Annotated in this window: 11 protein-coding genes, 3 tRNA genes and 1 pseudogene; 8 read left to right on the top strand and 7 right to left on the bottom strand. The window is 25.2% G+C overall.

Annotated elements, in window-relative coordinates; all coding sequences use genetic code 11:
• Positions 1-10: 10 nt before the first annotated feature.
• Together AB4W73_RS00950 and AB4W73_RS00945 are read right to left on the bottom strand one after the other, a co-directional pair.
• On the bottom strand, positions 11-1,738 hold the full coding sequence (locus AB4W73_RS00950; protein WP_367680588.1) for a potassium/proton antiporter: 1,728 nt from the start codon (positions 1,736-1,738) through the stop codon (positions 11-13).
• Positions 1,739-2,072: 334 nt separating this feature from the next.
• Complete coding sequence (locus AB4W73_RS00945) at positions 2,073-2,996, bottom strand: Kdo(2)-lipid IV(A) acyltransferase (RefSeq protein WP_367680587.1); 924 nt, start codon at positions 2,994-2,996, stop codon at positions 2,073-2,075.
• Positions 2,997-3,103: 107 nt separating this feature from the next.
• On the opposite strand from AB4W73_RS00945, the pseudogene AB4W73_RS00940 reads away from it, so the two are divergent.
• Positions 3,104-4,115: pseudogene (locus tag AB4W73_RS00940) on the top strand (rhodanese-related sulfurtransferase).
• A gap of 1,512 nt (positions 4,116-5,627) precedes the next feature.
• Here AB4W73_RS00940 and AB4W73_RS00935 read toward each other — a convergent pair.
• The 4 genes from AB4W73_RS00935 to AB4W73_RS00920 form a co-directional block, all read right to left on the bottom strand.
• Positions 5,628-5,703, bottom strand: a tRNA-Asn gene (locus AB4W73_RS00935).
• Positions 5,704-5,857: 154 nt separating this feature from the next.
• Positions 5,858-6,721 (bottom strand): glutamate racemase, encoded by an 864-nt coding sequence (murI, locus tag AB4W73_RS00930; RefSeq protein ID WP_367680586.1) that lies wholly within the window; start codon positions 6,719-6,721, stop codon positions 5,858-5,860.
• A gap of 1,423 nt (positions 6,722-8,144) precedes the next feature.
• Positions 8,145-8,221, bottom strand: a tRNA-Arg gene (locus tag AB4W73_RS00925).
• Positions 8,222-8,231: 10 nt separating this feature from the next.
• Positions 8,232-8,324 (bottom strand) — tRNA-Ser (locus AB4W73_RS00920).
• 2,531 nt (positions 8,325-10,855) lie between these two features.
• On the opposite strand from AB4W73_RS00920, the gene greA reads away from it, so the two are divergent.
• From greA to ftsH, 3 genes are all read left to right on the top strand, one after another.
• Positions 10,856-11,332 (top strand): transcription elongation factor GreA, encoded by a 477-nt coding sequence (gene greA / locus AB4W73_RS00915; RefSeq protein WP_367680585.1) that lies wholly within the window; start codon positions 10,856-10,858, stop codon positions 11,330-11,332.
• A gap of 625 nt (positions 11,333-11,957) precedes the next feature.
• Positions 11,958-12,587: a 23S rRNA (uridine(2552)-2'-O)-methyltransferase RlmE gene (gene rlmE, locus AB4W73_RS00910; RefSeq protein ID WP_367680584.1), complete on the top strand. Its 630-nt coding sequence runs from the start codon at positions 11,958-11,960 to the stop codon at positions 12,585-12,587.
• 48 nt (positions 12,588-12,635) lie between these two features.
• A complete protein-coding gene (gene ftsH, locus AB4W73_RS00905) occupies positions 12,636-14,561 on the top strand; it encodes an ATP-dependent zinc metalloprotease FtsH (protein ID WP_367680583.1) in 1,926 nt (641 codons plus the stop codon).
• Between the two features lie 3,175 nt (positions 14,562-17,736).
• Here the strand turns inward: ftsH and cspE are convergent.
• The gene (cspE, locus tag AB4W73_RS00900; protein WP_367680582.1) at positions 17,737-17,949 is read right to left on the bottom strand and encodes a transcription antiterminator/RNA stability regulator CspE; all 213 of its coding nucleotides are present in this window, start codon (positions 17,947-17,949) and stop codon (positions 17,737-17,739) included.
• 2,228 nt (positions 17,950-20,177) lie between these two features.
• Between cspE and lepA the strand changes: the two genes are divergently transcribed.
• The 4 genes from lepA to era all read left to right on the top strand — a co-directional run bounded on the left by lepA (position 20,178) and on the right by era (position 24,749).
• A complete protein-coding gene (gene lepA / locus AB4W73_RS00895; RefSeq protein ID WP_367680735.1) occupies positions 20,178-21,977 on the top strand; it encodes a translation elongation factor 4 in 1,800 nt (599 codons plus the stop codon).
• An 8-nt stretch (positions 21,978-21,985) separates the two neighbouring features.
• A complete protein-coding gene (lepB, locus tag AB4W73_RS00890) occupies positions 21,986-22,960 on the top strand; it encodes a signal peptidase I (RefSeq protein ID WP_367680581.1) in 975 nt (324 codons plus the stop codon).
• Between the two features lie 186 nt (positions 22,961-23,146).
• On the top strand, positions 23,147-23,836 hold the full coding sequence (gene rnc / locus AB4W73_RS00885) for a ribonuclease III (RefSeq protein ID WP_367680580.1): 690 nt from the start codon (positions 23,147-23,149) through the stop codon (positions 23,834-23,836).
• Complete coding sequence (era, locus tag AB4W73_RS00880; RefSeq protein ID WP_367680579.1) at positions 23,829-24,749, top strand: GTPase Era; 921 nt, start codon at positions 23,829-23,831, stop codon at positions 24,747-24,749. Before rnc ends, era begins: the two co-directional genes overlap by 8 nt.
• Positions 24,750-25,027 lie beyond the last annotated feature (278 nt).

Below are 25,027 nucleotides of genomic sequence, written 5' to 3'. Positions count from 1 at the left end.
TTCCCTGTTATCATATCTTATTAATAATTATTTTAATTTTAACTTTATTAACATGTTTAGCATCCATTTCAGCAATGGTATAAGTTAAACCATGCCATTCAATTTGGTTGCTAATAATAGGTTTATTACTTAACAGATGTATTATAAATTGTCCTAAAGTTTGTTGATTATCTATAGTTTTTTCTAAATTTAAACCATAAATATTTGAAATATCTTTAAGATTAACATCTATCTCTAAAATAAAATTACTAAAAAAAAGTTGATTAAGCTGAATACTCGGTGTTTGACTAAAAAGTTTACCTAAAATAGGTAAATCATGTTTATGACTAATAATATATAAAATATCTTCTTTTTTTAAGTAAGTTTTACCTGTTAGATGTAATAGGTCTTTATCACAAAAAAGTGCTATAATATTAGTTTTTTTTGGCATTCCTAAACTATATAATGTAGCTATAACGTACCATTTGTTAAAACTAAGTTGATAAATAAACTGCTTCCATTGATTGTTAATATCAATGTCAAAACCAACTTGCAAAATAGGAGTTAAGGGTGAAGTAGCTACAAGTTTAGTCTTACGGGCAGCAAATGATAAGGTAGTACCTTGTAGCAGTAAAGATACTAACACTACAAAAAAAGCAACATTAAAAAATAAATGAGCATTAGCTAATCCAGCCATCATAGGAAAGACAGCTAAAATAACAGGTACTGCACCTCGTAACCCAACCCATGAAATAAAAAAACGTTCACGAAGATTAAAACTACGAAATGGTAATAATCCAATTAAAACTGAAACTGGACGAGCAAACAAGATCATCCATAGTGAAAGTGCTAAAGCAGGGAAAGTAATTAGGAATAACTCACTAGGGTTAAGAAGTAAACCTAATACTAAAAACATACCTATTTGACTTAGCCAAGCTAACCCATCGAAAGTTTGTAGTATTCCAGAGCGATTACGTATTGGGCGATTACCAAGTGTTAATCCACAAAGATAGACTGCTAAAATTCCACTACCATTCATTGCTGTTGTTAAGGCAAAAATTGCAATCCCACCACTGACGGCTAATAGAGGATAAAGACCATTAGCTAGTTGCATGCGATTAATTAACGATAATAATAAAAAACCACCGCTAAGCCCTATTAGAATACCTAACCCAAATTGTTGTAATAGATGAACTAAAAATATCCAACTTAAATGGCTATTACCATTAGCAATCATAGAAATTAAAGTAATCGTTAAAAAAACAGCCATTGGATCGTTACTACCAGATTCAATTTGTAGGGTAGCGCTTACTCGTTCATTAAGCCCTTTATTACCTAATAAAGAAAATACTGCTGCTGCATCTGTAGAGCTAATAATAGCACCAATCAATAACCCTTGAATAATATCTAAATTAAACAACCAAGCAGCAAACCATCCAGTCAATCCTGCAGTAATTACTACGCCTACGGTAGCTAATGATAGTGCTGGCCATAAAGCAACACGAAATGATGATGCTTTTGTACGCATGCCGCCATCAAGAAGAATTATTGCCAATGCAAGATTACTTACTAAGTAAGCAAGCGAATAATTATCAAACGGAATACCTCCGATACCATCAATACCTGCTAACATGCCTATAGCAAGAAAAATGACTAAAATAGGGATCCCTAAACGAGATGATAATGAGCTAAGTAAAATACTCGATCCCACTAATATTGCGCCGATCAAAAAGAGGTTGTTGATAGTGATGGCGTCCAAAGTAGGCAGTCTCCTAATTTAATAAAGGATTACTAAAAGCGGTTACTAATACATAGGATGAGTTAATATTATACACAGAAACATGTAAATAAATGTTAAAACAAATACTTAATTCAAGTACTTTATTTATATTTATATTTATATTTATAACTACTCTAGATCTTTTTCATTGTATTTAGCAGAAGGAATATATGAAAAATAGAGAAAATATACAAAAAATAGTAGTGATCTTTTGTATAAAATATAGAAGAGTCAATAAGTATGTTAAATATATTTTTATATAAAAACTTAACTAAACATAATAAAAACAAAGAATTTTTAAATAGATTGTTAATTAATTATATAATGAAGGTTGTCCCTCTGGGCGTGTTTTGAAACGCCGATGTAACCACATATATTGATCAAAAGCACTAATAATTTCTTTCTCTACTACTTTATTCATAAAAGCCGTTGCTTCAATTTCATTATCTAATGGAAAATTTTCAATTATAGGTTGTATAACAACATGATAGCCTTTACCATTTGTTAATCGATGTGGAGTAAAGGGGATAACATTGGCTTTACTTGTACGTATTAACAGGTAACTACCAGTAGTTGTTGCTGTTTGATTAACAGCAAAAAAAGGGACAAATACGCTGCTACGTGGTCCATAATCATGATCAGGGGCGTACCAAATAATTTCTCCTTTTTTTAGGTTACGTACCATGCCCTTTATGTCTTTACGATCAAGCATGGCTTTATTTGAACGGGTACGCCCCCAAGTTTGTATACAGTCTATTACTTTATTATTATTGGGACGATAAACACCGATACCTGGTGTATTAATACCAATAATACGAGCACCTAATTCTAAAGTGAGAAAATGCAAACCGATAAGCAATACTCCTTGACCATGTTCTTGTGCCCGTTGGATATACTCTAAACCACTAATACGACTCCAGCGTTTAATTCTCCAATCTGGCCAGAACCATGCCATGCCAGTTTCAAATAAACCCAGACCAACAGATGTAAAATTTTTTGCTACTAATTGGTCTCGTTCAACACAAGACATTTGAGGAAAGCACAGCTCTAAATTACGTTGTGTAATATGTACTCTATATCGCAAGAAGTGCATTGAAAGACGGCCAATAAAAATGCCTAAACGATAGATAATAGGATATGGAAGTAGTACTAATAAATAAAGGAGAACAAATCCGCACCAAGTAAGCCAATAACGTGGATGCAGTAACGAACGATAAAAAATAGAAGTTTGTATCATTTGTTTTTAATATAAAAGTAGATTATCAAGAGTATATTAACTTATTCTCAAGATAACTATAAATCTGTTAGCATATTATTTTTAAACCTATCATAGGGAAGCGCGGTATGTCAGCATTATATAATCAAATTTCTAACAAAGAACTCAAAGCGCGCATGTTTGCTGAAACTGAACAACGAATAACAGTTTCTTTTTATAAATACTTTAATTTGCCAGATGCACAAATATTCCGTGACAATCTTTATTGTCAGTTTATAAAACTGGGTGTATTTGGGCGTGTTTATATTGCTAAAGAAGGAATTAATGCTCAAATTAGCGTGCCAGTTAATCATTATAACGTATTTAAACAAGTATTATTTAAAGTTCATACAGAATTAGATAAAATACGCTTGAATATTGCTCTTGAAGATAATGGTAAATCATTTTGGGTGCTACGCATGAAAGTTCGCCAACGTATTATTGCTGATGGTATTAATGATAAAGGCTTTGATCCAACAAATATTGGTCACTATTTACAAGCTGATCAAGTAAATGAAATGATTGATGATCCAAATACACTCTTTGTAGATATGCGTAATCATTATGAATATGAAGTTGGTCATTTTAAAAACGCAATAGAAGTCCCATCGAATACATTTCGTGAGCAGTTGCCAATGGTTGTTCATATGCTACAGAATTATAAACAGAAAAATATTGTTATGTATTGTACTGGAGGTATTCGCTGCGAAAAAGCTAGCGCTTACATGCGTTATAATGGTTTTAAAAATATTTATCATGTTGAGGGAGGCATTATTCAATATGTTCATAAAGCTAAAGAGCAAAATTTAACACTAAAATTTATAGGTAAAAATTTTGTTTTTGATGAACGTATGGGAGAAAGGATTTCTAATGATGTAATTGCTCATTGTCATCAATGCAGTATATTTTATGATACACATACTAATTGCAAAAATCATGAATGCCATTTACTATTTATTCAATGTCAAAATTGTATGCAGAAATTTGCAGGATGTTGCAGTAAAATTTGTCAAAATAAATTACAATTATCGAATAAACAATAAAATACTATTTATAGGTAAATAAATAGTATAAAATTTTAATAAATTCAAAAGATTATAAATTAGCGTACTTATACTATTAAGTATATTAAAGAATAGTCCTACTAATACCTAATTTTATTTTTAAATACTAATATTATTGCTATAATAATATTAGTATTTTAATAATTTAATTTTTAAAAATATATACTTATAAAATATAAATTAGTTTATACCTAATATAGGTAATTGATTAAAGTATCCTATCAATAAATACCTATTCTAGTAATTTATATTTATCAGTGTCTTCTTTAGGTAAATAATGAAAGCATATTATTAAATAATACACATTTATTATATTAATATTCTAACTTACTAATGGATCAGTTTATATATTTTATTATTTTTATATATAAAACTACTATTTTTTATTGATCATTAATGTTTAAAAATAATTAAAGCTTCATAAGTTTTATTAACCTCCTCTAAAACTCTTATTTATCTAATTTTCATGCTATAAATTACTATAGTCAGATTATATCTTAATTTAAACTATTATCTATTTTAGTAATAATCTAATATAATTTTAGATTATTTAATTATACTAATAGTATTTTTACTTAACACATGCTAAGTAAATAACTTATTATTAAGTTATCTTTTAGTATTAAAGAATCTATTTTATTTTTTAAGTAATATTATATTTAAGTAAATTTTACTAGTCCTAAGTAATCTATATCTATTATAATTAAAATTGTAATAGATATTTATACATAAAGTCCTTGAGTAATCTAAAATTAGATTATCTTTTATTGATAAAAATTATATAGATAACTGCTTTACTTTTTTATTAACGATTGCTTAGTTTTTAAGATATGTTTTTTTTAAATAAAACTTTTTGTGTTTTTATCGGTTTAAATAGTATTTAGTAATGTTAATAAGTATATTCTGATACTGTATATTATTTTTTAATACATAATTATTACTTATTCTATAGTTTTAGCTAACAAAAATAACTATGATAATATCGTAGATATTTAAGGATTATTAATAAATAATTATCTAAATATAATATGAGTTTTAACTATTATTATTTATTTATACTTATCTATTAGTTAAGTATAGTATAGATCTTATTGCTTAATGTGTAATATAGAAATAATTTATTCTTATATAAGATAGTAGATATTATATACATAATGACTTTTATTAATAAAAATAATTAATATTAGTATATTTATTTAGTAATAACTCTATACGTATTAAGTAACATTTAAATAGTTTAGTATATTTGTTTTAGACTAGCATTTTTATAGTGGTATATATTACTATTTATGCATATCTATAACTTCTTATAAAGCTAACTATGTTAGTAAATTTAATAGGTAAGTAATTTTAGTATTGTACATGGCTGGATAATTTATCCTTTACACGTTAAATTATAAAATTATTACTGTATGTTTTTATGAAATATCTTCACAACATATTTAAGTAATAAATAATATAGTATTAATAATACCAAAAGCAACGGAGTTAAGATGATTATTAATTATAGTAATTAAACAAGATAAAGCTGACATGAACTTTTATTATTTGGCTCCCCTGACTGGATTCGAACCAGTGACATACGGATTAACAGTCCGGTGTTCTACCAACTGAACTACAGAGGAATAATATAAATAATGTGTATTATATTCAACTGTAATTATACTGTCAATGCTAAATTTTTTAAAAAAATAAGATAGATTAAAGTTTTACTAGAATGATAGTATTAGCTAGAAAAATATTAAATAAATGTTCTTTAATTATTAATTAATCATATTATTAAATAGATAATATTTTTATTTTGGTAAAACCATATTGTTGTAAAATAGGTAATAAAAGATCAGTATTAGTGTTTTTAACAAGACAATAAGCAATATTTTCTTTAGTTGATATTTTTTTATTAAATGATGAAAGTAATAAAAATGTACGACGTGCTATTGCTGCCCCTGAGTCTATTATTTGGATACCTTGTGGTAAAATTTGTATTAATTCTTCTATTAGCAGAGGGAAATGTGTACAACCAAGTACTATGGTGTCAGGTAGTTTTTTCTTATTAATCCAGGGAATTAAAATATCTTTTAACATATCAATAGATACCATAGTGCCATGTAATTTTGCTTCTGCTAACTTAACTAATTCAGAAGACCATAGTTGTCTAACCTTACAACCACTAGCAAAGCGTTTAATTAAATCTTGTGTATAAGAACAAGCAATTGTTACTTTAGTTGCTAATAAGCCAATTATCTTATTACGAGTGAGTAATACAGCAGGTTTTATAGCGGGAACCACACCAATTATAGGAAAAGAAAAACATGTACGCAAGGTAGGTAAAGAAATAATACTAGCAGTATTACAGGCGATAACTACTAGTGTTAATGTATGGTACTGGTGTATTACTGCAATAATTTTTAATACCCGTGTTATAATAAATTCTTCTGATTTTTCACCATAAGGAAAGGCGAAGTTATCAAAAGTATAAATATAATGAAGATTTGGCAGTAATCTTTGGATATGCTTGTATACTGATAAACCACCAACTCCTGAATCAAGAATTAGCACAGTTGGCAATAGTGAAATTTGGCTAGCATTAGAAATTATAGTTTCTAATGAAGTATTTTTTGCATTCTTTGATGTAATTACCATAAACTATTTTTTAATTTTTATTAAATAATAAGCGATTTTATCATAAACAGCATAGTTATTATTATAGATTAAAAGGTGCTATTTTAAGTAATATATCAATAGTTAATCGCAAGACCTCAGTAATCTTTAATACTACTCTTAATAGAAGCTCTTTTCATTAATTAGCAAAAAGTAGCTTTTTCTCAGGTATGATATCTATATCTGAAGCAATTTAAGATATAGATATTTAATTTATTAATAAGATATTACCGTAAGAAAATAAAATTTCAAGTATAAGATAATAAAAGATAACTTTATTACATTGCTTAATTAAGACTAAATTTAATTATTTAAAATAATAAAACACTTAGTATCATAGTTATTTTTGTTAGCTAAAACTATAGAATAAGTAATAATTATGTATTAAAAAATAATATACAGTATCAGAATATACTTATTAACATTACTAAATACTATTTAAACCGATAAAAACACAAAAAGTTTTATTGAGAAAAAGATATATCTTAAAAACTAAGCAATCGTTAATAAAAAAAGTAAAGCAGTTACCTATATAACTTTTATCAATAAAAGATAATTTAATTTTAGATTACTTAGGACTAGTAAAATTTACTTAAATATAATATTACTTAAAAAATAAAATAGATTCTTTAATACTAAAAAATAACTTAATAATAAGTTATTTACTTAGCATGTGTTAAGTAAAAATACTATTAGTATAATTAAATAATCTAAAATTATATTAGATTATTACTAAAATAGACAATAATAAAATAAAAGTTTTAAAGAATTTATTTTGCTAATTAGATACTAGTTATAACTTATATTAAAAGATTTATTTCTTAATAAAAAATTAATAAATTTAATATAATTTTCTTCTGAAAAATTTATGTTATTAACATATAATAAATTAATAATATAATTATATTTAGATATTCTATTAATGTTTATTAAATTATATTCTATTAAAATAATATAATTTATATGATCTAAATATTTTTCATTATTTTATCTATATTAATAAGATTAGGTTATTACAAGAATTTATATATAATGAATAATAATTAGCAATAATTAATTTTTAATAGCTAAAATATTATAATATTTACTAAAATTATAGTAATATATAAATATATGTGATAAAAAAATCATTTTTTAATAAAACTTTTATAGTTTTAAAAAATATAACTAAGCATAATTTATAAATTAATAATATTTCTTTTTGTTATGTAAATATTCTATTAAGATAAAATCAATATTTATAATTATCATGAAAATTCATGATTACTTTTCTAGGTATAAAATATATAATAAAGCCTATGTTATATTATAGATATATCTTAATTTTATTTTATAAATAAATAATTTATAGAATAAAATTATTATAAAGTTATAACAAACTACTAATAAATATTAGTATTGAATTTGGTGCATCCAGAAGGATTCGAACCTTCGACCGCTCGGTTCGTAGCCGAGTACTCTATCCAGCTGAGCTATGGATGCGTAAATTATATGGCGGTGAAGGAGGGATTCGAACCCTCGATATAGTTTTTAACTATATACTCCCTTAGCAGGGGAGCGCCTTCAGCCTCTCGGCCACCTCACCCTATGCTTTTAAGTTATACTTACTACATTTAAGAGATTTATAGATACCATATAAGATGTATATTACTTCTCTATATTTATAAGTCAAATAATTTTTTTGAGTTTATATTTTTAGTTATATAGTTAATAGATAATATGTGTATATTAAATTATATCTAATTACTCAAATCTTGTATAAAATCTTTTATTTTTATTAACATAGAAGAATACCTATTTAAATTATACTATAAAAATAAATCTTATATGTATTTATATCTAATAATACTAATTACATACCTATTTTATACACAAAATATATTTGATTTAATTATGCTTTTTAAGCAAAAAATGATTTCAAAACTTAATAAGAATTTAATTTATCTAAATCTAAATTTTTTTCTAATATTTTTAATATAGTAGATGCTTACTTGTTTAATAAAATTATAGGAAAACTATCAATGCTATTTATTGCAGGGTTATTCGTAAGTAATTTTAGTTATTTTAATTTTACTATACGGGTCTTATTATTTATAAGGCACGCTTGTTAAAATAATTATTACTAGATTATAATGTTATTAACAGTATTTTTCTATAAACTATGCGTAAAATAATAATTTTATCGTATTCTCTAATATTAGAACAATATTTATTATAACTACCACTTTTATGATAGAATCGTTAATTTAAAATAATAAATAATAAGTGATATTAATATTTAAATACTGGTTAATTAGATTTTTAAAGTAAATTTAAACTAAACTAGAGATAAATTATAATGAATAAATATTTCATAGCTAATTTTATTTATTGATACTAAATTTTACTATATTGTATTATATAAAATATTTGCTATTTATATTATTTTATCGTAAAAGTTACGTACCTAGATATAAAAACCATCTACTACCGTAGAGATTTTTTAGTGCATTAAATTCAACAACAATCACAACAAACATTGTGAAAAAAATAATAAAAGTATCTAAATTATATTTAGTTTAGCTAAATATAGTAATAAAGACAGAGATTTTCATACAAATCATTTTTAACAGTTAATACTTTATTTATAGTAGCTAATACTTTATTTTTATATAATATTAAAAATAATATAATATTACATAGTTTAATTATCTATCTATATATAATTAATAAAACTATATAAGTTTAGATATATCTAGTCTAAACATAATAGATATAATATTATTAAAATTTGCTAAAATTTTCTTATTCTAGATCTTTATGTTAATAAATCTTAAAGTAATCTAAATAGCTAGTAATTTTAAATTACACTTATTACCAATCTAATTAATAGCATTGTGGCTAAAGATAATAATTATCATCATATTAAAACTAATATAGTAATATTTTATATCATAACATATTATAATAATATTTCAATATTTTATTATATTCGACTATCTATCAAAATAACACTGAAACTTATAATTATAGCAAATCTATTTTTAATTGTTAATAAGTAATTTTACTATTATTTTTTAAATTATGATAAGTATTAGTATCTATATTTATACTACCTTATTAAGGATAGTATAATAAAAATTATAATAAAATGAAGTAGAGGTTACGTATTTTTAATATATCGTGATATATTTTTATTATCTACAGTATCAAAGAAACTTGCATATATTAAAATTATTTGAGCTTACATACTAAATTACTAATTTAACTATTATTATACCATTATAATATAAATTTTTGTAACAAACTAATTTTCTAAATAATTTTTTATTATATGACAAAGTATCCTCTTAATAGGAATAAGGTTATCTGTGCAATACTTTTTTATTTAGTAAAACATCTAACAATTTAATACTTTGTTTAGCATAAACGTAAGATAGTTTATAAAATACTATATATTTAACAAGTAATATTCTAAAATTATCTTAGAAAAGATATGCTAAATTATTTTAGCTTTTAAGGATAATTTTTATGGTAACTTTTAGATTATAAACTTTATTAATATTAATTTCATTTCATATAAAATCATCTATAATAGATGGTGCTTTATAATTTAATTTAAATAAATTTATAAAAAACTTAATAAATAATATTATTTTACTCCTTTCTATAAAGTGTATTAATTTAAATTTATTTATTTAATATAGTAGGTACTAGGCAATACAATTGCTTTAAATATTAACTATTAATTAATATTAAGCATTAGTAGTTAATATTATTTAGTTAGTGATAATTTATTAATTATGTATTAATTCTATGCTAGGTTTGTATTTTTAGGTAAAAATTGCATATGATTTAACCTATATTCATGAAAACTAGTAATACTAATATTATAAATACATAGTTTAGATTATCGCTAAATAGAGTACTACTCTAGTTAGAGACAATAATAAAGAACAATAAATAAGAAGATATATAGCAGGAATACAATAAGTAAATAATTCTTAATAAATAGCAGATCTAGCCATAAAAAGGTAAAAGATAATCAAAAAGGAACTCTATGTTAAAATATAAAGAGGTTATACACTAGTATAGTGGCAATTATATTAACAGAATAAATGTTAGAGGTATTTATTAATGAAACAGGTCCCAATGACAGTTTATGGAGCCGATAAACTAAATAAAGAATTAACATATTTAAAGAATATACGCCGTCCTGAAATTACCACAGCTATTGCTGATGCCCGTATGCATGGTGATTTAAAAGAGAATGCGGAGTATCATGCTGCACGTGAGCAACAGAGCTTTTGTGAAGGTCGCATTAAAGAAATTGAAACTAAACTTTCTCATGCTACTATTATTGATATTACTAAAATTACACCTACTGGTGGTGTTATTTTTGGTGTTACTGTTACCGTATATAATATAGATACAAATAAAACATTAGTTTATCGCATTGTTGGTGATGATGAAGCAGATCTTAAACAAAATTTAATTTCAGTTAGCTCACCAATAGCACGAGGCTTAATGAGTAAAAAAATTAATGACAAGGTAATTATTACGACACCTGGTGGTAAAGTTACATATCAAATTCTTAAAGTAGAACATTTGTAATTTATTTTATTCATAGCGTTTATATTCTATTTTTGATATATATTATCTAATATTTATAGCCTACTAAGGATAGTGGGCTTGGGATGTGTTTGATAATCTAAAAATACTAAATTAAAAACAGATAGAATTACTAACAATGTAAGAAGAATTTTAATTCTTTAGCAGGTTGACAAAGTATTAAAATATAGTAATTATTTTATCTTATTTGTAATAATATTGCGAATGATAATCCGAGTAATTAGTAGTTTAATTTTATACTTTTTAGTAAAAATTTGATCCTTAATAACCTTATCGTATTTTAGTTCTTGATTTATTTCTGCTAGAATTTTTATAGCTAAGCTGTTATATACAATATAAATATTAATTTTAGTTTATAAGCTAAACCTTTAAGTGTTATTTTGTTTGTTATTAAGAACTATTTCTTTTTTACTTAAACTAGGATTGAAAATACATATTCTAACGCAATCTTATATGTATTATTAAATCATTTAACTTATAAAATAATTTACAATAATTTTATTATAATATTCTAAAAATAGATAATATGAAAATAAATATCGTTTAAATAACAATTTAAAATAATATAATTAAAAGAATAATTAAAAAGTAATGATTGGAAAATAATATGGCTAATAAAAAGCGTTCAGCTAGCTCTAACCGCTGGTTAAAAGAACACTTTAGCGATAAATATGTATTACAGGCACAGAAAAAGAAGTTACGTTCACGTGCTTGGTTTAAACTTGAAGAAATACAGCAAAAAGATAAGCTTTTTAAACTTGGAATGACTGTAATTGATTTAGGTGCAGCGCCAGGAGGTTGGTCACAATATGTCATTCAACAAATTGGAGAAAAAGGACGTATTATTGCCTGTGATATATTACCAATGGATCCTATTATTGGTGTTGATTTTTTTCAAGGTGATTTTCGTGATGAATGCTTATTACAGATATTGCTTAATCAGGTAACAAATAAAAAAATTCAAGTAGTTATGTCTGATATGTCTTTAAATATGAGTGGAGTTTCAGTAGTTGATACACCAAGATCGATGCACCTAGTTGAATTAGCATTAGATATATGTCGTTGTGTGCTCTCGACAGGTGGTAGTTTTTTAGTCAAAGTATTTCAGGGAAATGGTTTTGATAAATATCTACAAGAAATTCGCTCTCTATTTACAAAAGTAAAAGTTCGTAAACCAAATGCTTCGCGTACACGATCTCGTGAAGTATACATTGTAGCGACGGGAAGAAAATTATAGTACTCTAACCGCTGTTTGTTAACATAGTTGTAATATGAGGCTAATCCCTTGAGTGACATGGTGAAAAACCTAATTCTCTGGTTAGTTATTGCAGTTGTATTAATGACTGTGTTCCAGAGTTTTAGTTCAAGCGAATCAAACAGCCGTAAAGTAGACTACTCTACTTTTATGTCCGACGTGATCCAAGATCAAGTTCGTGAAACACAGATAAACGGACGCGAAATCAACGTTAATAAAAAGGATAATAGTTGGTATAAAACTTTTATTCCAGTAAATGATCCTAAGTTATTAGATACTTTATTAGCAAAAAATATTAAAGTTGTTGGCGAGCCACCAGAAGAACCTAGTTTATTAGCTTCTATCTTTATTTCTTGGTTTCCAATGTTGCTATTAATTGGGGTATGGGTTTTCTTTATGCGTCAAATGCAAGGAGGTGGTAGAGGGGGGGCCATGTCTTTTGGTAAAAGCAAAGCACGAATGTTAACAGAAGATCAGATAAAAATTTCTTTTTTAGATGTTGCAGGTTGTGATGAAGCAAAGGAAGAAGTTAGTGAACTAGTTGAGTACTTACGTGAGCCAGCTCGTTTTCAAAAGTTAGGTGGCAAAATTCCTAAAGGTGTATTAATGGTAGGTCCGCCAGGAACTGGTAAAACATTATTAGCAAAAGCTATCGCTGGAGAAGCAAAGGTTCCTTTTTTCACTATATCAGGCTCTGATTTTGTTGAAATGTTTGTTGGTGTTGGAGCGTCTCGTGTTAGAGATATGTTTGAACAAGCTAAAAAAACAGCACCTTGTATTATTTTTATCGATGAAATAGATGCTGTAGGTAGACAGCGTGGTGCAGGTTTAGGTGGTGGTCATGATGAGCGTGAGCAGACATTAAACCAAATGCTTGTTGAGATGGATGGTTTTGAAGGTAATGAGGGTATTATTGTTATTGCAGCGACAAATCGCCCTGATGTTCTAGATCCCGCGCTACTACGTCCAGGACGTTTTGATCGTCAGGTTGTAGTTGGTCTACCTGATGTTCGTGGTCGTGAACAAATCTTAAAAGTACATATGCGTCGTATACCACTTGAGATTGATGTAAACACTTCCGTTATAGCTCGTGGTACTCCTGGTTTTTCTGGAGCTGACTTAGCTAATTTAATCAATGAAGCTGCATTATTTGCTGCTAGAAGTAATAAACGTGTAGTTTCTATGGTTGAATTTGAAAAAGCTAAAGATAAAATTATGATGGGTGCCGAACGACGTTCTATGGTAATGACAGAAGAACAAAAAGAACTAACAGCATATCACGAAGCAGGCCATGCAATCATTGGTCGTTTAGTACCAGAACATGATCCAGTGCATAAAGTTACTATTATTCCTAGAGGACAAGCACTTGGAATAACATTCTTTTTACCAGAAGGTGATGCTATTAGCGCAAGTCGTCAGAAATTAGAAAGTCAAATTTCTACATTGTATGGTGGTCGTATTGCTGAAGAAATCATCTATGGTATAGAAAAAGTTTCTACTGGTGCTTCGAATGATATTAAAGTAGCTACTTCTATTGCACGCAATATGGTAACACAATGGGGTTTTTCCGAAAAATTAGGACCATTATTATATGCTGAGGAAGAGGGTGAAGTATTCTTAGGACGTTCTGTAGCTAAAGCTAAACATATGTCTGATGAAACTGCACGTATTATTGATCAAGAAGTTAAACTTATTATAGAGCGTAACTATAAACGTGCACGTAATTTACTTATGAGAAATATAGATATTTTACATACTATGAAAGATGCATTAATGAAATATGAGACTCTTGATGCTCCTCAGATTGATGATCTTATGAACCGTAAAAGTATTCGATCTCCTGCTGGTTGGGATGATATTATCAAGGATAATTTATCTAATAATAACACAACACCGCAGGCACCAACTTCAATGGATGATTCTAATACACCAAACGTTAGCAATACTGCTTCATAAAAATAACGTAACAAAAAATATATTCTTAAGTAAGAGTAAAATTATTTATATCATCATAATAAACTTCTAAAAAAATTTACTAAGTACCATGAGATTATGCATTACTTACGTACTAGTTACATTATTAGCACTACTATTTTTAGGTATATTAACTTTATATAATAAACTATAGTTTTTTAAGAAATATTAAAAATAATTATATTATATCCTATACAAATCCTTTATATTGATCTTCATCTAAGAATGATCCTTAGATGAAGCATCACTAATGTTATTTTTAAGAAAAGTAAATTTATAATTTTTTATTATTATGTTATTTAATTTTTTATTGGCTTAAATATTAATATTTTAATATTTTTTTGCTAAAATACTATTTTATACCAATACTAATTTAACAGTAGATATTACATACAGTATTTATTAAGTATAATTTAATAGTTTATATTTAAATAAACACTAGAAAATAATAGATTTTATCATGCTAGTTTTAGATAAAATTTATTACATATTATAGATATGGTTTTATATATAATATCTACTAAGTATTAACTAATTATTAACAAAATATTAAAAATTTAATATTTTGTTAATAATATTTTTAAATAAAATAAAGTTATTAACTAATAAATTACTATAGAATCTACTTTTACTAAAGTAACTTTATAAAATACTATTTTAAGCAAACTAAACAGATATTAATTTTAGATAAAAACTGTAAATTATAACTTAATTTTTAATTAATAGTAAGTGTTAATATTTTATTATACCAATATAATACTAATTATTTAGTTAAGTAATTGAATAAATATGACATTATTACCGTTACTATTTATAAAAAAGCTAAAATATTTTTATATGCATACTATTTTTTAAAAAAATTGTATGCTAATAGTAATAAATTTTATTAATAAAAAGTTTAATACTAATTAATTCAATTGTATTACTAATTATAAACCATCAAATATGCCTAAAATTATATGTATTGTATTATTTATATTGACATGTAGATCATGCTAGTAAAACTATTTATTTTATATTGATAAATATAAAATATTTTAAAGCATCAAATATTTACTTAATTAAAGAATATCAATTAAATTTAGCAATTAAAGTTTTTTAATTTAAAAGAGATGTAAAAAGCATGTAGTCTCCAAATTTTTAATTAAAAAGTAATCTATGGATTACTTAAAATATTTATTAGAATAAAGACTAAATATAATTTGATATATATTAGTTAACTTAATAGTTTTATGTGTATATTTTAATAAAATATAGTAATTTTTATTATTATAAGTTATTAACTTAAATTTTTAAAGAAAATAGAATATTTTAATATCATAGTTAACTTACAGACTAATATGAGTAATAATTTATATTATCATCATAAAATATTTTATAGAAAAACATTAAAAATTAATTACATAACTAAATTTCTTTTTACTAGGAAGTAAAAAAATAAAGAATTATATAATAATTAAATAGGCACTAGATGTGAACTATAATAAATTATATTTTATATAAATAGAAATAAAAATAAAATATTAAATTTACTAGATAATATTATTAGTAATATTACTATTTTTATTATAGAAATAATTTATAGACAAACTAAGTTTTTTAAATTATTTACCTAATCTATTTTTTTAACGATATAGTAAAATGTATGAATAAAAATACTGTAATATTATAAATAATAAAATAGTTAGAATCTAAAATTCTTTTATGCCAAGAATTCTCAAGTTTTTTATTAGCTTATCTGCTTAATTTTAAAGTAAAAGTATTTTTATTCTTATCAAAACAAAAGTAAATATAACTTAAATTGCTTATTTACTTAACAAGATTCTAATTTAGGAAGAATTTATATAAATAACTTGTTTTTTAATAATGCACTTTTGACCATAGGTCTTATATAGATGCCTTATTATATATGGTTTTATAATAATTTTTATTACTAAATAAATTTTTAGTAGTTAAAATAACAATAGTTTTATTGACTATAATAATTACATTAATTTTTTATTTTTTAATACAGTAATTATCATACTAAATTATATTTATTAGTAAGTTATTAGTTATGCATAGCATTTTAAGTACATGGTACTTTTGGTAAGTAATTTTAACTGAAATACTAAGCATAATAATTAAGATTATAATATAAATAAACTATTTTCTAATAAATCTTAAATAATTAAACTAGATAATTAATTTAATTTTTTATAAATTTACTATCATAACATAGGTAATTAAATGTACTATAAAATATATTTTTATTACAAACTAAGCATTAATTACTTAATAGTGTGCTATGTTACACTTAGCATGCTATTTTGTATAAACTTAAATATAATATTAGAAAAACCCTCTAACTATTTTAGTTTAGTTATAAATAATAACTAAATAAAATATAGTATTTTTTATAATATAAAAATAATCTTATAAACTACTAATAAAAAAGTAAAAATAGTAATATTGTACAATCCTACTATATAGTATTATAAAGATATTTTATTCTCAATTAAGATAATTTATTATATTGAATATAAAATCAATATGATACTAATCATAACTAATTTTTTTACTATTGCAGTTAGCAATTTATGTATTAATTTTTTTCAAAACTAAATATTATATTAGGATAAGAATATATAATGATAAATATAGTACTATCTTATTTATTAGTTAAATTTTTTAATCTTATTAATTTATAAGATTTTGATGCTATACAGTAATAGTTTTATAACTTAATGCTTAGTATATCAATAATTTATCTATATATAATATTAAAATTACTATCCATTAACATTTTATCAATATGCATTAACTATTAAAGAAAAATAAGTCTTATTAAGGATAAATCAATACTATTGATACCTAATAAAATTATTACTAAATAGATACAATAGTATTATTATTTAGCACATTAAAACATATTAAATTTTGCTATAAAAAATATAGATTATAAATCTTTTTTACTAGCTTAGATAATAAAAAATAGATAAAAGTATCATTATACTATATGTGCAACATAAAATAATTAATGAATATTTTAAAATTATTCTTAATGATCAGCCTAATTAAAATATAGTGATAATAATAAATTTAAGTAAATTATTAGATAATAAGCATTAAACCCGCCTGCTAAGGCGGGTTTATATTATCAGCAAAGAAAAATCAATTAAATATTAATGACATTTGCTGCAGATGGACCTTTAGCACCATTTTCAATAGTAAACTGTACCTGTTGCCCTTCAGCTAAAGTTTTAAAACCATCGCTATTGATTGCAGAAAAATGCACAAAAACATCTTTACTGCCATCATTTGGTGTAATAAAACCAAAACCTTTAGATTCGTTGAACCACTTTACTGAGCCTTTTTTTGTATTAGACATATATATTTCCTTTATTAAAAAATTTACCGCCACGGGCATATTATAGCCAGCTATCAGTCATTACTTATGGAGGCATGTATTGAAAAAAATTCGTCAGTGAAGGATTATCAACGATAACGCTTTAAATATGAACTACTTTACTCAAGATGTCGTGCATAAATAGGTAGATCTGTACCACAGGCTAAGGTATATTAACTCATGAATTATTTTTAATAGCAACATTTTTTTGTAAACTATAGTATCATATATCATATAAATTTTTATTAGCTTAGTATTTTACTATAACTCAAGAGAATTATTCTAAAAAATATTTTTATTAGTTTCTATACAAAATATATTAAATAAATGAAATTAAAGAAAGAATTTATATTCGCGATTAGTTTATAGTACACTAATTGTAATAAATTTTTACGAAAATTTATTACAGTAGTAATAAATAAAAAACTAGTTGAGATCTATCATGAATATCAGGTAATACAAGCTTAATATTACGTAATATATTTAATAATAAATTTTTTAATAAGACTTATATAGTAAGGAGTATACTATTAAAAATAAACAATAGTAATAAGTTATTTAATAGCAAGAAATTTGCGGTTATTGTTAAAATTATATATTGAACTATTAAGACGAGTTTACTTTTAATTTATAAATGATTAATCTGTAATTTAATTTTTTTAGTCGCTTAAGTAAATAATTAAAAAGCAATACTATTATAAATAGCAGATGAAAAATTATTTAAATGTTTTTCTATTATCATAGTTTAGAAAAAATAGAAATTATTACTGTTCTTAGCATTAAGTATAATGATGCACTTATTGCATTATTATCTTTATTAGAGTATGCTAATTTTAGTATAGTATATAATTATTAACAAAAATAAAAATAACTATAATGCTAATAATTCATAGAATATGCAATATAGATATAATTTACGGTTAAAATAAACTTTAATATAATGAAGCGTAAATAAGAGAATAATATTCCTGAAAGATCTCTATCTTGTTTATTTATATCATACCTAATCAATAAATCATTAAATTAATTTATAATAATTATATAAATTATAAAAAATTTATTAGTAATTTTATCGCTATATTATGTGGATTATATAGATGTAAATATAAAGGTAGAAATTTATAATTGCTATAAATATCTTATAGTATTTAACTTAAAATATAAAAGTTACTCTTGTTTAGGAAAGTTAGGTTACAAACCTAAATTATATAGTTTTATAATAATAAGCAATAATGGATTTGTAAGAGATTTCTAACAAATTATATAGCCAATATTTAATAATTAAATTTATGTTTTTATCTGAAAAATAATATAAGTAATTTACTATTAATTTTACATTACTAAATTTTGTTTATTATATCTATAATAACGATGAGTATTACTATGTTAGTAATAACATAATCAGTTACATAATCCTATTTACCTATTATCTAAAAATAAATAATTAAATTTAAATTATTATTTAAAGACAACGAAATTAGGACTATAGCTAATTAAATTCTAATTTAAGTTAGGTTGCTACTAACTATAGATATTCTAAAATATATTATTAATCTTATAAATAGAAGTGCAATAAAAAAATATTTTCATTAGATATTTGAATATTAAATAATAAGTTTAAATAATTCAATTTTTTAAAAACTAAAAATCATTAAATTAACATTATAATGTTAATTTATTAAATAAATCATTAACTACTATTAGTAGTAGTTATATCTGTATTAATTAAATAATTAATTTCTTATAGAATATACTTAAGAAACTTAATACGAGAAGTTAACCAGTAAATTTTATATCAATTATACTATAATACTAAGTGTTTTTTAATAATATTAATAATAAAATTACTGTTTTTGTCACCTAAACATGAGATTTTATCTATTAAGTCGTTTGTAAGTATTGGTAAAATAAAATTTTATATACCTAAAGTATCATAGAAGTAATATAAAAAATAATTAGCTTCCTTTAGTATAGATATTAAAATCTATAACGTATAACATAGTAATAGTATTAGCTAAACTAAAGATATTACCCAATATAATTAATACCAGTATTTATATAATAACTAAATATTATCATGTTATTTTAATTAATTAACTTCATTTATTCTGTTTTACATCCTTTCTACCTATTTGATAAAACTGTAATATGTATATTAAATTTATAGGGTGACTTTTTTGGTTACCAATAGCCTCTTAAAAAAATTAGAAATGAAATATATACGAAATTTTTCTATTATTGCCCATATAGATCATGGCAAGTCAACATTATCTGACTGTATTATTCAAGTTTGTGGTGGTTTGGCTAAACGTAAGATGGTGGCACAAGTTCTTGATTCTATGGATATTGAACGTGAACGGGGTATTACTATTAAAGCACAAAGTGTAACTTTAAATTATTGTGCTAAAAATAATCAAAGCTATCAGCTTAATTTTATAGACACTCCTGGACATATTGATTTTTCTTATGAAGTTTCCCGCTCGCTAGCTGCTTGCGAAGGAGCATTGTTAGTAGTTGATGCCAGTCAAGGAGTAGAAGCACAAACATTAGCTAATTACTATACCGCAATAGAAATGAATCTAGAAGTAGTTCCAGTGCTAAATAAGATTGACTTACCAGCTGCTGATCCTGACCGTATTGCAAAAGAAATTGAAGCTACCATGGGTATTAGCACAATTGATGCTGTGCGTTGTTCAGCAAAAACTGGTATGGGTATTAGCGATGTATTAGAACGACTAGTTCGCGATATCTCTCCTCCGATAGGAGATGCTAGTGCTCCATTACAAGCATTAATTATTGATTCGTGGTTTGATAATTATTTAGGTGTTGTTTCTTTGATTCGTATTAAAAATGGCACTCTATGTAAAGGTGATAAAATTAAAGTAATGAGCACATTGCAAAGCTATAACGTAGATCGTTTAGGTATTTTTACTCCAAAACGCATTGAACGTGATAGACTTAATTGTGGCGAAGTAGGCTGGGTAGTTTGTGCTATTAAAAATATTCTTGGTGCACCAGTTGGAGATACATTAACATTAATTCATCAACCAGCAGAAAGCGCTTTACCTGGTTTTCAAAAAATTAAGCCTCAGGTTTATGCAGGTTTATTTCCAATTAACTCTAATCATTATGAAACTTTCCGTGATGCACTAGGTAAACTAAGCTTAAATGATTCCTCTCTTTTTTATGAACCAGAGAATTCCACAGCACTAGGTTATGGTTTTCGTTGTGGTTTTCTTGGATTATTACATATGGAAATTATTCAAGAACGTTTAGAACGCGAATATAACCTTAATCTAATTACTACTGCGCCAACAGTAGTATATGAAGTACAGACTACAAACAAAAAAACTCTATATATTGATAGCCCATCGAAATTACCTGCATCAAATAATATTATAGAATTACGCGAACCTATTGCTCAATGTCATATATTGTTACCACAGAAATATCTAGGCAATGTTATCGCATTATGCATCGAAAAACGTGGTATACAGACTAATATGGTGTATAACTACAATCAAATTACTTTAACTTATGATATTCCAATGGCAGAAGTAGTATTAGATTTCTTTGATCGTCTAAAATCAATATCTCGTGGATATGCATCTCTAGATTATAATTTTAGCAGATTTCAAACTGCAAATATGGTACGAATTGATATATTAATTAATAATGAATGTATTGATGCTTTAGCTTTAATTACTCATCGTAATATTGCACAATATCGTGGTCGTGATTTAGTAGAAAAAATGAAAGAACTTATTCCACGTCAACAATTTGATATTGTAATTCAAGCTGCTATCGGTAATCAAATTATTGCGCGATCAATAGTAAAACAACTGCGTAAAAATGTTATTGCCAAATGTTATGGTGGCGACGTTAGTCGTAAAAAGAAACTTTTACAGAAACAGAAAGAAGGAAAAAAACGGATGAAGCGGGTTGGGAATGTAGAATTTCCACAAGAAGCTTTTTTAGCCATTTTATATATGGGCAAAAAAAATAAATAGGAGATCATATGGCTAATATATTTGTTTTACTTTTAACTATAACAACGCTAATAACAGGAATTATTTGGTGTTTAGAGCGTTTTAAATGGTCAGTAATTCGTAAAGCGAAAATTGCTGCTATTAATGTTACTAATAGCAATCTACTAGATAATAATATACAACAAAAAATAGCTAAACAACCTAGATGGATCGAACATACTGTTTCAATTTTTCCTATATTAGCGCTTGTATTCATCATACGTTCGTTTATTTATGAGCCCTTTCAAATTCCTTCAGGTTCTATGATGCCAACATTATTAATTGGTGATTTTATTTTAGTAAATAAATATGCTTATGGAATTAAAGATCCTATTAGTTTAACAACATTAGTTACAACTGGTCATCCTAAACGTGGTGATATTGCTGTATTTAAATATCCGTTAAATTTACGACTCAACTATATTAAACGTATTATTGGCCTACCTGGTGATCGAGTAAGTTATGATCCTATTAGCAAAAAGGTAACAGTGCAGCCATCTTGTGATAGTAATGTTTGTGATCATAAACTAACAATGGCTTATAGTGCACTCTTACCAAGTAACCTAGTACAGACATTTAATTTTTTAGATAATAATGAGTCATTAGTAGGTTTTTTTCAGATACCACTAGATTGTAAAATACCACAAGAAGGGATACGCTTACATACTCGTAATGAAAGTATTGCATCAACGACGTATTCTATTTTAACTATTCCAGGTGCTTATGACCAGCTAAGTTCTTATTATCAACAACCTGGCCAATCTTTTGGTGTGTGGGTAGTACCTGCAGGTCACTATTTTATGATGGGTGATAATCGAGATAACAGCGCAGATAGTCGTTATTGGGGTTTTGTACCAGAACGCAATTTAATAGGTAAAGCAACGGTTATCTGGATGAGTTTTGATAAGCAGGAGGGGGAATGGCCAAAGGGAGTGCGTTTAAACCGTATTGGTAGCATTTATTAGTAGATGCTTAAATCTATTATATGCTATAAATTTTATGTTAGTGGAGTTTATAATCCTAATGTATTAAATGTAATTATTATACTTCAGATGTTTTGGCTTCGTTCTATATAAGAAATTATGTATTTATAATAAGTCGAATAAAAAGATTTATCCTATTTTTAACATATTATTAAATATTGGTAATTCATGAATTATCCTATCTTAATAGATAAACTACAACGTAATATAGGTTATGTTTTTAAGCAACCTGCACTTTTACTACAAGCATTAACACATCGTAGTGCTAATAGTCAACACAATGAACGTTTAGAGTTTTTGGGAGATGCTATTTTAAGTTTTATCATTGCTAATGAACTTTATCAACGTTTTCCCTCAGTGGATGAAGGTGATATGAGCCGAATGCGTGCAACTTTAGTTAGGGGTGGTACCTTAGCTGAAATAGCGCGTGAATTTCATATTGGTGAATATTTATATTTAGGATTTGGTGAATTAAAAACTGGTGGTTTTCGTCGAGAATCTATTTTAGCAGATACAGTAGAAGCACTTATTGGTAGCATATTTTTAGATAGTAATATACAAAAAATTGGGCAGTTAGTTCTAATCTGGTATGCTGAACGTTTAGAGGAGATTCGCCCTGGTAAAGAACAAAAAGATCCAAAAACTCGTTTACAGGAATATTTACAGCATTTTCGTAAACCATTGCCCTTTTACCTAATTACTCAAATTAGTGATGAGGCTAACGACCAAAAATTTACTATCCATTGTCATGTGAGCGGATTAAGCAAACCTGTAGTGGGACGTGGTTCAAGTCGTCGTAAAGCTGAACAGATAGCAGCAGAGCAAACATTAATGCAGCTGGAGCAGCAAAGTGAGTAAAGTACTAAAAAAACACTGTGGGTTTGTTTCTATTATTGGGCGTCCTAATGTTGGAAAATCTACTTTACTTAATGCATTATTAGGACAAAAAATTTCAATTACTTCGCATAAACCACAAACTACACGTCATTGTATTACAGGTATTCATACTGAAGGGGGTTATCAAATTATTTATATTGATACACCTGGGCTAAACATTAAAGAAAAATACGCTATTAATAAATTAATGAATCGAGCAGCTAGTAGTACTATCAGAGATGTTGAATTAGTAATATTTGTAGTTGAAGGAACTCACTGGATACCTAATGATGAAATGATACTTAATAAGTTACGTCATGCACAATGTCCTGTATTATTAGTTATTAATAAAATTGATAATATCATTGATAAACTAAAGCTGCTACCACATATACAATTTATTAGCCAACAAATGTCTTTTCTTGATATCATTCCTATTGCAGCGATAAAAAAGATAAATTTAATAACAATCGCTAATATTATACGCCAATATATTCCAGAAGCAGAATATTGCTTTCCAGAAAATTACATTACTGATTGCTCACAACACTTTTTAGCATCAGAAATTATTCGTGAAAAATTAATACGTTTTTTAGGTGAAGAGTTACCTTATTCTATAACAGTTAAAATTGAACAATTTGCAATTAATATATATGGTCATTATATTATCCATGGTTTAATTTTAGTCGAGCGTGAAAGTCAAAAAAAAATAGTTATTGGTAATAAGGGAGCAAAAATTAAAATTATTAGTGTTAAAGCACGTCAAGATATGGAGCAGATATTTATGGTTAAAGTCTATCTTAAATTATGGGTAAAAATAAGATTAAAATGGACAGATGATGAATATATATTACATAATCTAGAATATATTAATACTTATAATAAGCAACATTAAGGATTACTTAACATAGTGTATTTGTTTTATATTGTATACATATAGTAAATTTAGTTTATTACTGAATTTTCTTACTAAAAATAAAGATAAATAACTACTCTTATTAAAAATACGTATGATCAAATTTTTACTTAAAATTTAATTTTTTAATTTTTTATTTTATCATTAAAGAATTATAGTGTTAGCGAAGAAATAAAGTTTTGTATAATACAAAACTGATTACTATTGTTTTTCTACTAATAAAATTTTTATACAATAAATTATATATAAACAAGTTA

This window comes from Candidatus Fukatsuia anoeciicola (genome assembly GCF_964059965.1).
In the GTDB taxonomy this organism is placed as follows: domain Bacteria; phylum Pseudomonadota; class Gammaproteobacteria; order Enterobacterales; family Enterobacteriaceae; genus Fukatsuia; species Fukatsuia anoeciicola.
Note: the sequence above shows the minus strand (reverse complement) of the source record. Positions and strands in the feature narration are given on the sequence as shown.

Bases quoted from the DNA above. Each gene is read 5' to 3' on its own strand.
- greA (WP_367680585.1), top strand. From the start codon at position 10,856: ATGAAACAGGTCCCAATGACAGTTTATGGAGCCGATAAACTAAATAAA.
- lepA (WP_367680735.1), top strand. From the start codon at position 20,178: ATGAAATATATACGAAATTTTTCTATTATTGCCCATATAGATCATGGC.
- murI (WP_367680586.1), bottom strand. From the start codon at position 6,721: ATGGTAATTACATCAAAGAATGCAAAAAATACTTCATTAGAAACTATA.
- lepB (WP_367680581.1), top strand. From the start codon at position 21,986: ATGGCTAATATATTTGTTTTACTTTTAACTATAACAACGCTAATAACA.
- rnc (WP_367680580.1), top strand. From the start codon at position 23,147: ATGAATTATCCTATCTTAATAGATAAACTACAACGTAATATAGGTTAT.
- cspE (WP_367680582.1), bottom strand. From the start codon at position 17,949: ATGTCTAATACAAAAAAAGGCTCAGTAAAGTGGTTCAACGAATCTAAA.
- rlmE (WP_367680584.1), top strand. From the start codon at position 11,958: ATGGCTAATAAAAAGCGTTCAGCTAGCTCTAACCGCTGGTTAAAAGAA.
- AB4W73_RS00945 (WP_367680587.1), bottom strand. From the start codon at position 2,996: ATGATACAAACTTCTATTTTTTATCGTTCGTTACTGCATCCACGTTAT.